The sequence below is a fragment of the Fictibacillus enclensis genome, assembly GCF_030123385.1.
GTDB lineage: Bacteria > Bacillota > Bacilli > Bacillales > Fictibacillaceae > Fictibacillus_C > Fictibacillus_C enclensis.
Window position 1 is genome coordinate 919360 of record NZ_CP126109.1, and the last position, 14722, is coordinate 934081.

16 protein-coding genes are annotated in these 14722 nt (G+C 44.9%); 10 read left to right on the forward strand and 6 right to left on the reverse strand.

Going from position 1 to position 14722, the window contains the following annotated elements; all coding sequences use genetic code 11:
- Positions 1–408: 408 nt before the first annotated feature.
- Positions 409–825 carry a YkvA family protein gene (locus QNH15_RS04995; protein ID WP_283893028.1) on the forward strand — a complete coding sequence of 139 codons (417 nt, stop codon included), beginning with the start codon at positions 409–411 and terminating at the stop codon, positions 823–825.
- Positions 826–848: 23 nt separating this feature from the next.
- Here QNH15_RS04995 and QNH15_RS05000 read toward each other — a convergent pair whose 3' ends face one another.
- The 3 genes from QNH15_RS05000 to QNH15_RS05010 form a co-directional block, all read right to left on the reverse strand.
- On the reverse strand, positions 849–1400 hold the full coding sequence (locus QNH15_RS05000) for a tryptophan transporter (protein WP_061967234.1): 552 nt from the start codon (positions 1398–1400) through the stop codon (positions 849–851).
- Positions 1401–1515: 115 nt separating this feature from the next.
- The gene (serC, locus tag QNH15_RS05005) at positions 1516–2601 is read right to left on the reverse strand and encodes a 3-phosphoserine/phosphohydroxythreonine transaminase (protein WP_283893031.1); all 1086 of its coding nucleotides are present in this window, start codon (positions 2599–2601) and stop codon (positions 1516–1518) included.
- A gap of 62 nt (positions 2602–2663) precedes the next feature.
- The gene (locus tag QNH15_RS05010) at positions 2664–3089 is read right to left on the reverse strand and encodes an HIT family protein (protein ID WP_129477564.1); all 426 of its coding nucleotides are present in this window, start codon (positions 3087–3089) and stop codon (positions 2664–2666) included.
- A 505-nt stretch (positions 3090–3594) separates the two neighbouring features.
- On the opposite strand from QNH15_RS05010, the gene QNH15_RS05015 reads away from it, so the two are divergent.
- Genes QNH15_RS05015 through QNH15_RS05025 form a run of 3 tightly spaced genes read left to right on the forward strand, consistent with a single transcriptional unit; the run spans position 3595 to position 6343 of the window.
- Positions 3595–4338 carry an ABC transporter ATP-binding protein gene (locus QNH15_RS05015; protein WP_283893032.1) on the forward strand — a complete coding sequence of 248 codons (744 nt, stop codon included), beginning with the start codon at positions 3595–3597 and terminating at the stop codon, positions 4336–4338.
- On the forward strand, positions 4335–5552 hold the full coding sequence (locus QNH15_RS05020) for an ABC transporter permease (RefSeq protein ID WP_283893033.1): 1218 nt from the start codon (positions 4335–4337) through the stop codon (positions 5550–5552). Before QNH15_RS05015 ends, QNH15_RS05020 begins: the two co-directional genes overlap by 4 nt.
- A 38-nt stretch (positions 5553–5590) precedes the next feature.
- Positions 5591–6343, forward strand: coding sequence for an EcsC family protein (locus tag QNH15_RS05025; protein WP_283893035.1), 753 nt, complete (start codon positions 5591–5593; stop codon positions 6341–6343).
- 62 nt (positions 6344–6405) lie between these two features.
- Here QNH15_RS05025 and QNH15_RS05030 read toward each other — a convergent pair whose 3' ends face one another.
- On the reverse strand, positions 6406–6837 hold the full coding sequence (locus QNH15_RS05030; protein ID WP_061967247.1) for a ferritin-like domain-containing protein: 432 nt from the start codon (positions 6835–6837) through the stop codon (positions 6406–6408).
- Positions 6838–6977: 140 nt separating this feature from the next.
- Here QNH15_RS05030 and QNH15_RS05035 point away from each other — a divergent pair, with 140 nt between their 5' ends.
- The 3 genes from QNH15_RS05035 (at position 6978) to QNH15_RS05045 (ending at position 8617) form a co-directional block, all read left to right on the forward strand.
- Positions 6978–7502 (forward strand): type 1 glutamine amidotransferase domain-containing protein, encoded by a 525-nt coding sequence (locus QNH15_RS05035; RefSeq protein WP_061967250.1) that lies wholly within the window; start codon positions 6978–6980, stop codon positions 7500–7502.
- Between the two features lie 14 nt (positions 7503–7516).
- Complete coding sequence (locus QNH15_RS05040) at positions 7517–7855, forward strand: DUF3243 domain-containing protein (protein WP_061967254.1); 339 nt, start codon at positions 7517–7519, stop codon at positions 7853–7855.
- Positions 7856–7933: 78 nt separating this feature from the next.
- Positions 7934–8617 (forward strand): phosphatase PAP2 family protein, encoded by a 684-nt coding sequence (locus tag QNH15_RS05045; RefSeq protein WP_283893039.1) that lies wholly within the window; start codon positions 7934–7936, stop codon positions 8615–8617.
- An 11-nt stretch (positions 8618–8628) separates the two neighbouring features.
- On the opposite strand, the gene QNH15_RS05050 is transcribed toward QNH15_RS05045, so the two are convergent.
- The gene (locus tag QNH15_RS05050; protein WP_283893041.1) at positions 8629–9519 is read right to left on the reverse strand and encodes a diacylglycerol/lipid kinase family protein; all 891 of its coding nucleotides are present in this window, start codon (positions 9517–9519) and stop codon (positions 8629–8631) included.
- A 141-nt stretch (positions 9520–9660) separates the two neighbouring features.
- The gene (locus tag QNH15_RS05055) at positions 9661–10155 is read right to left on the reverse strand and encodes an antibiotic biosynthesis monooxygenase family protein (protein WP_283893042.1); all 495 of its coding nucleotides are present in this window, start codon (positions 10153–10155) and stop codon (positions 9661–9663) included.
- Between the two features lie 237 nt (positions 10156–10392).
- Here QNH15_RS05055 and QNH15_RS05060 point away from each other — a divergent pair, with 237 nt between their 5' ends.
- The 3 genes from QNH15_RS05060 to hemH all read left to right on the forward strand — a co-directional run bounded on the left by QNH15_RS05060 (position 10393) and on the right by hemH (position 14717).
- A complete protein-coding gene (locus QNH15_RS05060) occupies positions 10393–12513 on the forward strand; it encodes a transglycosylase domain-containing protein (RefSeq protein WP_283895437.1) in 2121 nt (706 codons plus the stop codon).
- Between the two features lie 222 nt (positions 12514–12735).
- Positions 12736–13773, forward strand: coding sequence for a uroporphyrinogen decarboxylase (hemE, locus tag QNH15_RS05065; protein ID WP_430667154.1), 1038 nt, complete (start codon positions 12736–12738; stop codon positions 13771–13773).
- Positions 13774–13778: 5 nt separating this feature from the next.
- Positions 13779–14717 carry a ferrochelatase gene (gene hemH / locus QNH15_RS05070; RefSeq protein WP_061967263.1) on the forward strand — a complete coding sequence of 313 codons (939 nt, stop codon included), beginning with the start codon at positions 13779–13781 and terminating at the stop codon, positions 14715–14717.
- The last annotated feature ends 5 nt before the right edge of the window (positions 14718–14722 follow it).

Consider the following 14722-nt stretch of genomic DNA (forward strand, 5'->3'; position numbering starts at 1 on the left):
TAAAGAAAAATTCCTATTAAAAAATTTCCCGAAATGAGAAATATTTAACGATGTTTTTCGGCATGTTTGGACAGGCGCCTGCATATCTTAAATAGGGGGTGAGGACAGATGAGCTGGATATCTTGGCTTTTTCTGGCTGCAGGACTGTTTCTGATTATACGTATGCTGTACTCATTAAACACTACCCGCCAGTACTCTTTTCGTAACACACAGATTATTAGACAAAGAAAAAAAGCTTTATTTGTCGGTCTTATGGGAATTAGCGGACTTTTGCTTTTTTTGATTGTATTTGTCATAAAATAACGAAAAAAGGGGAAAGCTGATTCTTTGTGAATTGGCTTTTTTATGTTAGAAATAAAGGAGATAAAGGTATAATAACAACAAGTCAAGAGGAAGGGGTTTAGTATTATGGAGCGTCACACCATTGGCAACTATTTTAACAAAATGAAAAGCAAAGCTTCTGTCATTCTCGATGATGATAAGCAAACGGGCGAGCTGATCACGAATGCGGAGAAGAAAACTGAAACCGCACAGAACAACAGCGGCCTTCGCGAGCTGATTACCCAGGTGAGAAGCTTGATCCGGCTGGTGAAGCATTACCGTGACGGCACGTACCGCGAAGTATCCAAAAAATCAATGATGCTTGTGGTTGCAGCACTGCTTTACTTTGTCAGCCCGATTGATGCGGTTCCCGACTTCCTGGTGGGAATTGGATTATTGGATGATGCGGCTGTACTCGCTTTTTTATACAAAACAATCAAGGAAGAAATCGATCACTACATGGAATGGGAAGAAAAAGAGCAAACAATAAAGCCGGCACCTTAATTCCAGGTACCGGCCCTTTTTTGTTATGCTTTTTTTGCTGTATTTTGAGCTGCAACCGCTTTGCTGTTCTGCGGCGCTGTACGTTTACGCACGCTGTTTGCCACAGGATAAATCACAAACATGACCACACAGTTAATAGCAGCTGTCGGCAGAACGACTGTGAGGAACAGGGCTGAAAATGTTCCGGGAAGTCCGGCTACGAGTAGAGCTGTTCCTAGGAAAATGGACCCGCTCACCATGGTTCCGACAAGTGTGAGAATCGCAGCGGTCAAGGCATTTAGTTTAATACGGGAAATCAACAGGAATAGTGCCAGAAATACGAGTGCACTGATTGGTTTGTCTACCAGGTTGGCAATCTGTCCTCCTGGAAAAGTGGTTGTGATGGCTGTAATGACCCCTGTTGCCAGTGCAGCGACAATCACATTAGACAGCGCCGGGAACATGATAATGGTCAAAAATAGCATAGTCAGCATCATGTCAGGCCTCATGCCCAAAAATAAAGGGGGCATAACGGCATGCAGGACATACCCCAATGCTAAAAGTACAGCAGTTATTGCTAAAGATCTTGTTTTCATATCTCATCTCTCCTCAACTCAACTAGTTACTTCCTTCATAGGTGCTCTCGTGCCCTCTGCAAAGAAGTTCATCTTATTTTAACAAATTTCACAAGCGTTGAACAGGCAACAAGCCCTAATTACCTTGTTTTTCCTGAAACTCATTCATAAATTTCTTTAATGCCTTGCAGGCTTCCAAAGGAACCGCATTATAAGCCGAAGCTCTGCATCCCCCAACTGAACGGTGTCCGGCAAGTCCGGAGAATCCTTGCTCCTGTGCCTCTTTTAAAAATTGCTTCGTCAGCTCTTCGTTTTGCAAGGTGAAGGTAATGTTCATCAAAGAACGGCTGTCTTTTTCGGCATGGCCGGTATAAAAGCCGCCGCTTTCATCAATAGCGTCATAAATAAGCTTTGCTTTTTCCTTGTTTCGTCTTTCCAGTTCTTCAAGACCGCCCAGGTCCTTTGCCCACTCGAGTACCAGCTTTAGCAGGTAGATTGAAAATGTAGGTGGTGTATTATAAAGCGAATGGTTTTTGATATGTGTTTCATAAGAGAGTATAGTCGGAAGTTCTTTATTTGCTTTGTCCGCTACATCTTTTCGCATAATAACAACGGTAACACCAGCTGGCCCCAGATTCTTCTGTGCGCCTGCATAGATCATTCCAAACTTTTCAACGGGGAATCGTTTGCTGAGAATGTCACTGGACATATCAGCGATCAAGAAAGGGTGCTCAAGGTTGTCGAACGAAGCCCATTGCGTACCGAAAATGGTGTTGTTGCTTGTCACGTGTACATACGTATAGTCATCGGAAGAAAGAGAAGGGATTTCGGGGATGGAGGAATAGTTGGAAGATTTCCCCGACACGATTTCATCAGCTTCCCCAATTTTTTTCGCTTCCTTCAGGGCTTTCTCTGACCATGACCCTGTGAGGATGTAGCCCGGCTTTTCGTTTTGTTTCATGAAATTCATGGGAATCATGGCAAACTGCAGGCTTGCACCGCCCTGTAGAAATAGGATCTCATACTCATTCGGGATGGATAAGAGCTCCTTTAACAAGCTTTTTGCCTCCTCATGCACCGCTTCATAATGCTTTCCGCGGTGACTGTGCTCCATGATGCTGATTCCTGTATCCTCAAAGTCCAAAAGCTCTTCTTTCGCTTTTTCCAATACTTCCCGCGGCAGTGCAGCGGGACCGGCGTTGAAATTATACACTTGATTCATGAATGCAGTTCCTCCTCTGGTGAAATAAAAAACTGCCTTTAGACAGGCAGTGATCGGATTGATCAGGAAAGACGGGATGCTATATTGTTTGATATTTCCTCAAATTGTTCTTTGGTGTAATCATGTGTTTCCCAAACAGCTCCGAAGCCATCACCTTTCCCATAGCGCGGGATAATATGTACATGATAGTGGAATACAGATTGTCCGGCTGCTTCGCCATTATTGTTCAGCACATTTAAACCGATCGGGTCAAACGCTTCTTTAATTGCAGTAGCGATTTGGGGTACAGCAGAGAACAATTTTCCGGCTGTCTCAGACGGCAGGGCAAACACATCTTTGTGATGAGATTTCGGGATTACCAGGGTGTGTCCCTTTGTAACCTGGCTGATATCCAAAAACGCTACTACATTTTCATCCTCATAGACCTTGTAGGCAGGGATTTCACCTTTTACAATTTTACAAAAAATGCATTGATCATCATGATTCATTCCATCACCTCAAATGTTTTTTCTCATTTTAGCACAACTTGGGACCATATGTTATTGGAACATTTAGAAATTTACATAAGAAAAAGAGCCCTGCGTATGCAGAGCCCTTTTCCTATAGAGGTTAGAGAAGAAAGGAGAACCTGGAAACATACATTCCGATTTTTTAGCGAACACCTCATTCCATTGGATTATATGCCTGGGTAAGCCATAATCTTTTCCAAGAGAATCATCTCCCTGAATTTGGTTGTTCAAATCGTGATATAGTACCTGAAATCTCCCTTGAAGAAGGGGGGATGCCTTCTTCTTTTTTAGGGTTGCCAGATCTGTTGAAGTTTATCCATAAAAATTGCCACGGTTGGAAAACAAAAACGAAAAATAGTATGATGAAAAGGAATTCAGACAGGAGTGCAGGCTGTTCGTTACCAAAAGGACAGCTTTTGTTGAAATAATATTGAAACGTTTTTACCAAACTAGAAACAAAGGTCCAAAAGAAGGGATATTGAATATGAAAAAAATTCTCGAAATTACCGGTTTAACAGGGGGATATTCTCCCGACAGGCCCGTCCTGCACGATGTCTCCTTTGATGTACATGCCAATGAAATCGTTGGGTTGATCGGATTAAACGGCGCAGGAAAAAGTACAACGATTAAGCATGTATTGGGGCTGATGGAGCCAAGCAGGGGAACAACAAAGATTAACGGAAAAACGTTTCAGGAGGAACCGGAAGAATATAGAGGACAGTTGTCATACATACCGGAAACACCCATTCTTTATGAAGAGCTTACCCTGTGGGAGCATCTCGAAATGACGGCGATGGCTTATGGGCTTGAAGAACAGACCTTTTTAACGAGAGTTCGGCCGCTGTTGGCGGAATTTAATATGGAAAACAAAATTAAATGGTTTCCGGGCCACTTTTCAAAAGGAATGCGCCAGAAGGTAATGATTTTGTGTGCCTTTCTCGTTGAGCCCGAACTTTATATCGTTGATGAGCCATTTGTCGGTCTTGATCCGCTTGGCATCCATTCTTTTTTGGAGCTTATGCAGAGCTTTAAAAACAATGGGGCGGGAATCCTGATGTCCACGCACATTCTTGCGACGGCTGAACGGTACTGTGACCGGTTTATCATTCTGCATGAAGGCAAAATCGCGATGCAGGGAACCCTTCAGGAGCTTAAAGGCCAGATGGGCAACCCCGATGCCACCCTGGATGACATCTATATTCATGCTAGCAGAGGGAAGCGGCCATGATGGATTTCACAAAAATTTGGCGGGTGAGGAAGGATCAATATTTCAGCCTGGCGCTTCGGTATTTCAGGCTGATTGGGAACAGCGGATTCATGCTGTCTTTGTATATCCTTTTTGTAACCGGAAGTTTCTATTACGCCCGTATTCTGAAACAGCTTCCTGAAAATTTCCCGGCACTATGGCTGTTCATTGCTGTTTTTGCCTATTTACTTACGAAAAGCCCGGTCCGCACCTTCTTAAGGAAAGGAGACCTTGTGTTTCTTTTGCCGGTTGAATCGCGAATGAAGGAGTATTTCAGACATTCCATCCGGTATTCCATGGTAGTTCAATCGTTTATTGTGGTTCTTGTTTTTGTGGCATTGGGACCATTGTTTTCGAAATATATTTCCGGCAGAGGGTTTGAAATGCTGATTACCATTGCTCTTTTGCTCGCTGCCAAGCTGTGGAACATCAAAACATCGTGGGAGGAGCAGCGGCTGCCCTTTCACAGGAACAGAAGGAATTACACTTTCCTCCGCCTGGTCGTTAATGCTGTATTTCTATATCTTTTGTTTCAGATGGCCTATGTGTTTTTGATCGCTGTTCTTGCTATTATGTACGTTTTATCGAACTTTGTTTTTGGCTATATAAAAAAGGTTCATGGCTACAAGTGGGAGCATCTCCTGGAGGTGGAAAACGGAATGATGATGAAGCTTTACCGTGTAGCCAACCTGTTTACCGATGTGCCGCAGCTGGCTCAAAGGGTACGGCCGCGAACCTGGCTGTCTTCGCTATCGAAAGTTTCTTACAGGCACAGCCACACGTTTGACGGTTTATACCGAAAAACCTTTTTCCGATCCAACGATTATTTCGGCATTTATATTCGCCTGATTCTTATCGGAGGCCTGTTTCTTTTCTGGATTCCACAAGGCTGGTGGCATACCGTCCTCGTTCTTCTTTTTCTGCATGCTACAGGGATACAGCTTCTGCCTCTGTATAAGCATCATAAGGGGAATGTCTGGTTTGAACTTTATCCGGTGAAGCACCAATGGCGCTTTCAGGCATTCCAGAGATGGCTGCGCCTGCTGATGCTCATTCAGGCTTTTCTTTACGTAGCCTTCCTTCTTGCTATGGGGGGGACATGGACCAATGGAGTGGTTTCTGGCATTCTTGCTGTTATTTTTGTCTGGTTGTTTACCGAATACTATACTAAAAAGCAGCTCTTGCGAGTAAGGTAGAATAAAACAACCCTGAAGTTCATGAAAGAGGCGAGTCCATGGGCAGGTATGAAACCGAAATTTTGGCAGAGCTTCACAGGTGGGAGCAAGAGATGAGAAAAGAGCCTTCTCTTTGGGACCGCTCATCAAAAAAATTGCAGAACCGGTTCAACAGCATGCTCCCGGAAAAGGTGCATCTGATGATCACGAAAAGTATAAAAAGCATGGTGCATGGGACATTGATCGGGTCGGGATATATTTCGAAAAAACAGCCGTTGCCTCCCCGCAGTCTCAGGGAAAGTGATGAAACAGCGGATGCTTTGATCGTTTCTTACCGGCGCACAGCAGCGGTGGAAGGAGCAGGTACAGGAGCGGGCGGATTCCTGCTGGGGCTTGCCGATTTCCCTATCCTTTTGGGTATTAAAATGAAATTTCTGTTCGATGCTGCCGGGGTATACGGGTTCGATGTGAAGGATTACCGGGAGCGGCTTTACATTCTTTATATTTTTCAGCTGGCTTACAGCAGTCCGTTTAAACGGGTGGATCTACTTGAACGGATTTTGAACTGGGAGGACACCACCGGTGATTTCCCGACGGAGCAGCAATACTTGCGGGGGATTGACTGGCAGACACTGCAACAGGATTACAGAGATCACATTGACTTGGTGAAGATGCTGCAAATGGTTCCGGGCTTTGGTGCAGTGGTTGGCGCCTTTGCCAATTACCGCTTTCTTGATGAGCTGGGAAAGACGGCTAAAAACTGTTTTCGACTTCGTACAGTCAATGAACTGAAACAAAAAGGCTGGCTTTAAAAAAAGCTGCTGCTTTCCTCAATGGGTGAAAGCAGCAGCTTTTTATCGCATTTCCTGGTTTTTTAGAATCGATTATCTTTTAACAAGCGATCCATTTCTTCTTTGTGTTTAGTTTCATCCGCAATCATATCCTCCAGCTGCACAACCAATTCAGTCATGTTAAGCTTGGACGCCTGTTCTTTTCGCTCTTCATAACGGCGGATGGTATCAATCTCCGCATTGCGGGCTTCTTCCAGCATTTGGCGGACATCATTTACCTGTTTTACTTCTTTTGGAGTGGTAGTTGGGGTACCGCCGAGCGTGCTGATTTTCTCGGCAAGATACAAGGCATGTCCTTGTTCGTCACCAATTTCAGACTCGAAAAACGGTTTCAGAACCTGGCGGAAAATTCCGGATACAGTGGCTGCATTATGGTTGTACATAATGATCGCTGAATATTCGTTGGCTAGGTCTTCGTTTAGTCCTTCAATCAATACTTCTAAATCTTTTTCCATTTATACATTACCTCCCAATATTCATTCAGCTATATACTTCCCTATTTAAACATGTAATAAACTCCAGAAAAACGGGTTTACTTCTTTTGTTAAAAGGAAATGTTAAAGGGTGTAGATTACTGAAGAGGAGAGGATTGCAGATGGCTAAAATTGCAACTGTATTAACTAACTTGTTTGAGGACGTCGAACTTACCGATCCAGCCAAAGCTTACAAGGAAGCAGGGCACCAAGTAACGGTAATCGGGTTTGAAAAAGGACAAACACTAAAAGGGAAACAGCAGGAAGCAACCGTGACCTCAGATGCAGGAATCGGTGAGGTCAGCCCTTCTGATTTTGATGCGCTGTTTATCCCAGGAGGGTTCTCTCCGGACCAGTTGAGAGATGATGAGCGTTTTGTCAGCTTTGCCAAAGAATTTGCAGACAACGGAAAGCCCATTTTTGCAATCTGCCATGGGCCTCAGCTGCTCATTACGGCAGGCGTGCTAAAGGACCGCAAAGTAACGGGCTATAATTCCATCAAGGTGGACTTAAAGAATGCGGGCGCCAACTTTGTCGATGAAGAGGTTGTCGTTTGCGGCGGAAATCTTGTAACAAGCAGACAGCCGGATGATATTCCTGCGTTTAACCGAGAATCACTCTCTATCCTTTCAAAATTAAATCGATAAAGGAGAAAAAGGCCATGGGCAATGAAGAAAAACATATTTTGCACAAAGACGATACAGTAAACCTCAACAAGGTCGATGACACCGTTGAACGCATCAGTGATGAGCGAAAAGATGAAATTCTGCACAATTTTGAAGAATTTAAATCTTACCTCCACACAAGAGTAGCGCTTGGCGAAAAATTGGGACTGGATGAAGAAACATTGGCCAAAGCGGCACAAAAGGTCGCTGAACATCTCGCACAATCAGAAGACCCACGCAACGCGGAAGAAAATCTTCTGAAAGAGCTTTGGAAGGTTGGAGATGATCAGCAGAAGCACCAACTGGCCCATATGCTCATTAAACTTGTACAATAGAGAAAAAAAGCTGCCATTTTGAAACCCTTGGCAGCTTTTTTTCGTTTAATAAGTTATTCTTTTGCAAGAGGTGCCGCAATGATTAAACGTTTGATTAAAAAAGTATCTTTTCCTCTCATCCCGACGCTTTTGCTTCTGGCCGGTTTTGGACTGGCTACAGCTTGCCTTTTGATTTTTGCCGAATTATCGGAGGAGGTATTGGAAAAAGAAGCGTTTGGGTTTGATCCCGTCATTATTGATGCGGTTCGTTCGTATTCATCACCGGCCATGGACCGGGTCATGCTTGTATTTACAGAAATCGGATCGAAACTGGCGCTGGGGATTCTGGTTGCAGCAGGAATGCTGTGGCTATGGCTTAAACGCAAAAATATTTGGGGAATGCTCTTTTTTCTAATTGCCGTTGGCGGGGGAGGCTTGCTGAACCTGATCCTGAAAAATGCCTTCCAAAGAAAACGGCCCGACACAGATCCGATTGTTGAAGCTTTGGGCTTCAGCTTTCCTAGCGGACATGCGATGGGCAGTTTAGTTTATTATGGATTTCTGGGATACTTGATAGTCAGGAGTAAAAGAAAGACCGGCATTAAATTCTTCTGGGGCTTTCTTTTCGGAATTGTGATCATTTTGATTGGAATTAGCCGAATATATCTTGGTGTCCACTATCCATCAGATGTGGTTGCCGGTTATTCTGCTGGTCTCGTATGGCTTCTTTTATGTGTAGCTGCACTTGAAGCCGTTTATTTTTATAAACGGCGTAACTCTTAAGGACAACAGAATCAAACCGGGAATTGGCCGACGATAACGGACAAGTAGTTCTTCAAGTTTTCGAGTGTTGCCGGCGTTCGTGCATTACGTTCCCCGTCACAGTCAATCAATTGGTCGGGTGTGGCGGTAACGGATAGTGAACTGGTTTTATAGTAAAGCAGGTCTTTATTGGCAGGTGTGGTGTTCAGTAATTTGGATTGAACCGCATCCAGGATTAACCGTAGCGAAGGCTCTTTGACAATCAGGATGTCAAACTTCCCGTCCTGAATGTCCGTGTCAGGAAAGAACGCTCTAATGCCTCCGGTGAACGGTCCGTTTCCGACAATGAGCATGGAGGCATCTCCGCTATAGTTGAAGTCAGGGCTATCAATTTCGAGGTGAAACGATTCATAATTCTTCACCGTTTGAGCAGTTGAAAGGTAGTAGGACAAGCGCCCAAACCGGTCCTTAACCTGGCTGTCAATATTCGCAGAGACTTGAGTGATTAAGCCGATTCCCCAAAAGTTAAGGAAGTAGTTTGTGCTGCAATGGCCGACATCCAGTTTTTCGATTCTGTTCTCGAGAATTTGATCCACGGCCTTAAAAGGGTCCTGATCCATGCCAATGGCCCTTGAAAAATCGTTGCATGTGCCTCCGGGCAATATGGCGAAGGTTGGACGGTTTTCAAGAGGGCAAAGAGCGTTGACAAGTTCGTGGATCGTCCCGTCTCCACCGGCTCCGATAATCAGATCCACATCGTCAGCAATCTCTGCCAGAAATCTTCCGCCGTCTCCTTCTTCCTTTGTTTTGTGGAGAATAACCTCGCTGTAGCCTTCTTCTATTTTTTTTACCACATAATCTATATTGTCAACGAGCTGTTTGTTGCCCGCATACGGATTCAGGATAATTGCTGCTTTTTTCATATGAACCCCTCCTCATCTCCTAAAAGTATTCGCACGCTCCTATAGATTTATCATATCTTCCAGAATTTATTTCTCATAAGGAAAAACCTGCACAGCTTACGGATGCCTGCAGGCTTAGATGAATGAATGTATATGCTTTTTTTAGGAAAGTACTCGGTATTGCTTTACATACGATGGTCCGGAAAACAAGGTTTGTGGAAGACCGCCACCTGTGCCCCTGTCCTTGTGGGCTTCCGCATAGGCGGAGGATTGCTGCCAATTGATAAAGTCTGATTGGGACTCCCATAACGTCAATATGATATAAGGGTCATTTTTGTCTGGCCGCAATACGCGAATCGCTGCAAAGCCGGGTTCCTTTTCTACAAGGCCGGCTCTCTGGTGGAATCGTTCCTCAAAGAGGGCACGTCCTTCATCGGTTACCTGGATGTGGTTCAACACGGCAAATGAACCATTTTTCAGGTTTCCGCGTGAATTCAGGATTTCATATGAATGTCCTTCTTCAAAAGGATTGGTTTCCTCGTTTTCCGCTAATAATGCCGCATCTCCTCCGCTTTCAAGCAGGATGGCATGTTCATGAGAGGCTTCCGGCAGTTTTTCTAGATAATGCTGTGTTCCGTAAGTGATAAATAGCTTCATATATAACCGCTCCTTTTTGGTCAGATAGTAGTGGGAAGAAAGCTTCTAATTCATGAATTACCCGCTGAATGCAAATAATAAACGAGTGTTAAGTTAATGAATAGCGTCTGCAGTATTATGTGATTTATCCTTCTTTTCGCGTAATCTGTAATAATATAGTAAAATAAGCAATCAGGATGGCACGTTGATAGGGAAACTTTGTCATAAAGAGAGGTACATGGCGTGTTTAAAAATGGAATGCTAGGTATTGGTTTATTAATCGGGATTTTTATAGCGGGATTTATGGGCTATTTATTTATACTCATGGCCGGGGATTATGTGGTGGATGAGAAAGACCTCGTCATGAACTCTGCTTCAAAACTGGTGGATATGAAGGGGAATACCATTACAAGGATCTATTCTGAAAACCGGGAGCTGGTATCCGGGAAAGAGATACCGGATGAGGTGAAAGATGCATTTGTGTCGGTGGAAGATACGAGATTCTATGAGCACCATGGCCTTGATTTTCGCTCCATCGCCCGTGCCGTTTACCGGGATATTGCCGCGGGGCATAAAGTAGAGGGAGGAAGCACGATTACTCAGCAGCTGGCAAAGAACGTTTTTCTTTCCCATGAAAAATCACTGCTCCGAAAAACGAAAGAGGCTGTCATCGCTATTAATCTTGAAAGAAAATACAGCAAAGATAAAATTTTGGAAATGTACCTTAACCAAATTTATTTTGGGCATGGTGCTTATGGAATTCAGGCCGCTTCCAAATTCTATTTTAATAAAGATGTGAGTGATCTGACGCTTGAAGAAGGGGCTATGCTTGCAGGAATGCCAAAAGCACCAAGCTACTATTCACCGATTGAGCATCGCGAGGCCAGTAAAAAAAGAAGGGACCTTGTGTTGGATTTGATGGCCAAGCATCATTTCATTACGGCTGAACAGGCGGTAAGAGCGAAGGGCAAAACAATCTCTCTGAATCTTCATAAAGAAGAACGAAATCCGGCCCTGACCACCTATATTGATATGGTGCTTGATGAAGCAAAGGACAGATATCATCTTTCACGCGAGGAAATGCGCAAAGGCGGCTATAAAGTTGTCGTGCCGCTGCAAAAAGCCACACAGGAAACCCTGTATCAAACCTTTTTAAAACCTGACTATTTTGTCGGAACGGGGAAAGAGCCGCCTGAAGGCGCAATGGTGATGATGGACGCCGACACGGGCGGTATCATTGCTGCCCAGGGAGGAAGAGGATATTTAAGAGAAGGCCTTAACCGGGTGAATGTTAATCGCCAGCCGGGTTCTGCCTTCAAACCGCTTGCGGTTTATGCGCCAGCTCTGGAAACCAAGGCGTACAAACCGTATTCGATGCTTAAAGACGAGCAGCTTAGCTACAAAGGCTATGCGCCCAAAAACTATGACGGAAAATACCGCGGCAAAGTATCCATGGCCGAGGCCATAAGGGATTCAATCAATGCTCCAGCGGTATGGCTTCTCAATGAGCTGGGCATCGACCAGTCTAAAGCAGCACTGAAGAAGCTTGGCATGGACATCCCGGACAAAGGGCTCGGTATTGCGCTTGGCGGTCTGGACAACGGTGTATCACCCTATCAGATGATGGCCGCCTACCGGTCGTTTGCCCGGGAAGGGAAGACGGTCAAACCGTATGCGATTGCCAAAATCTATGACCGGAACGGAGAGCTTGTCGGAAAGGCCAGCCATAAAGAAAAGAAAGTATTTAAAAAACAAACCGCATGGTATATGACCCGCATGCTTCAGCAGGTGGTTGAAAAAGGGACCGGAAAATCCGGAAACGCCGGCACAGAATTGGCGGGCAAAACTGGTACGACGAATTATGAAGGAGTTCCTCATGCAAACAAAGATGCCTGGTTTGTCGGGTACACGCCCAAAGTGGTAGGAGCCGCATGGATTGGATATGACAGAACCACAAACGAAAGCTACCTGAACACATCAAGTGAAAAAGCGACGCTGCTTTTTAAAGATGTGATCTCCCAGATGCCGTCTCAACGGGGGCTGGCGTTCAAGAAACCAAAAGGTGTGAAAGAACTCGATCCACCAGTGGATTTGATCAAAATCAGTGATTTGAAAGCCAACTTTGCTCTTGGGAGTTTCGGTGTGCCTGGAATTAAACTTTCCTGGACGCCATCTGACGATGAACGTCTCCAGTATAAGATTTACGCAATAAAAGACGGGGAATCCACCCATGTCGATACAGTAACCGGAAAGGGCTCTTATACCGTTTCAGGACGATATCTGTTCACCCTGCCTAAATTCTACGTGGTGCCCCTGAATCCGCAAACCGATCAGGAGGGTGAACCTTCCAATTCTGTTGCGCTTGATCTGTTCCGTTAAATTTTTACCGGCTGTAAATGACATTCGTCCGTGGCCGCTTGTCGAATTCATGACATTTAAATCGGTACGCTATACATTTATTGTGAATTCTTTTACAATGTTTTATGGATAATGGAGCGAACGGGTTCCTAATCATCATATTAAAGGAATTCATAATAGGTCGGGACACAAAGCAGGGAAAGTGTGGATCGGGCTTTTGCTTCAAAGCAGAAAGGTGTGTTGATGTTGATGATGAATGAGGAGTTTTTAAAAGCCTGTCGAAAAGAGGAAAACAGTTTTGTACCGGTATGGTATATGCGCCAGGCAGGGCGATCTCAACCGGAATACCGAAAACTGAAAGAAAGATATTCGCTTTTTGACATTACTCACCGCCCGGAGCTTTGTGCCCAGGTTACTAAATTGCCCGTTGATCAGCACGGTGTTGATGCGGCCATCCTCTATAAAGACATTATGTCTCCTGTTCCCGCTCTTGGAGTAAATGTTGAGATCAAGACCGGCATCGGCCCGGTGATTGATGCACCGGTCCGGACGATGGAAGATGTTGAGAAATTGGGTATAATTGAACCGCAAAAGGATGTTCCTTATGTTCTGGAAACGATCCAGCTTCTCCGCCAGCAGCTCGAGGTGCCGTTAATTACTTTTGCAGGGGCTCCGTTCACGATCGCAAGCTATATGATTGAAGGAGGCCCATCAAGGGATTACCATCATACAAAAGCATTCATGTATTCAGATCCGGAAGCCTGGTTTTTGCTGATGGACAAACTGGGTGACATGACGATTGCCTATGCAAAAGCACAGATTGCTTCAGGTGCACAGGCGTTCCAGATCTTCGATTCATGGGTAGGTGCCCTGAACGCCGAAGACTTCAGACATTACATCAAGCCGGTGATGAACCGTATCTTTTCTGAACTGCGCACCGAAGGAGTTCCGCTCATTCTTTATGGAACCGGGGCACGCCATCTTCTGCAGGATTGGAATGACCTGCCTATCGATGTGATTGGGCTGGATTGGAGAACGTCTCCAAGGGAAGCAAGAGAAATGGGAGTGACCAAAGCGCTTCAGGGCAATCTGGATCCTTCCATCTTGCTGGCTCCGTGGAAGGTTATTGAGGAAAAAGCCAAGCGAATCCTCGACGAAGGAATGGAAGAGCCAGGGTTCATCTTTAATGTAGGGAAAGGGATTTTCCCTCAGGTACAGGTAGAAACATTGCAGCGGCTGACCGCTTTTATACACGACTACTCTTCTGAAAAATTGGGGTGACACAAATGGGAAAACGAAAAATGGGATTGCTTGTCATGGCTTACGGCACACCACGAAGCCTTGATGAAGTAGAATCCTACTATACTCACATTCGCCGCGGAAGGAAGCCATCCGAAGAACAGCTTCAGGATCTCACACACCGGTATGAGATGATTGGGGGAATATCCCCGCTGGCCAAAATTACAGAGGAACAGGCTTTGAGGCTGGAAGAGGAGCTGAACCGCCGCTTTAGTGATGTGGAATTTAAAAGTTATTTAGGCTTGAAGCACATTGATCCCTTCATTGAGGATGCGGTAAAGCAAATGAAGGAAGACGGAATAACGGAAGCGGTATCCATCGTTCTTGCCCCGCACTATTCCACCTTCAGTGTGAAATCCTATAATGGGCGTGCCGCTGAAGAGGCAGAGAACGTTGGTATTCAACTGACCTCAATTGACCAGTGGTATGATCATCCGAAATTTATAGACTATTGGGTAACGGAGATTAATAAGGTCATGGGCGGGATTCCATCGGCCGAAAAAGAAAAAACAGTCGTTATCTTTTCAGCCCACAGCCTGCCTGAACGGATTTTGAAAATGGGAGACCCTTATCCCGATCAGCTAAAAGAAACAGCAGACTTGATCGCGGTCAAAGCTGGAATTCCTCATTATACAATCGGCTGGCAAAGTGCGGGAAATACGCCTGAACCCTGGATCGGTCCCGATGTACAGGATTTGACAAGAGATTTATATAAAGAACATGGATATACATCCTATGTGTATTGCCCGGTCGGCTTTGTTGCTGATCACCTCGAGGTTTTGTTTGATAATGATTATGAATGCAAGGTTGTAACCGAAGAACTGGGCGTAAATTATTACCGCCCGGCAATGCCGAATGCCAAGGATGAATTTATTGGCGCACTCGCTGATGTTGTATCAGAAGCTTTAACCCAAGAAGGAAAGTGATAATC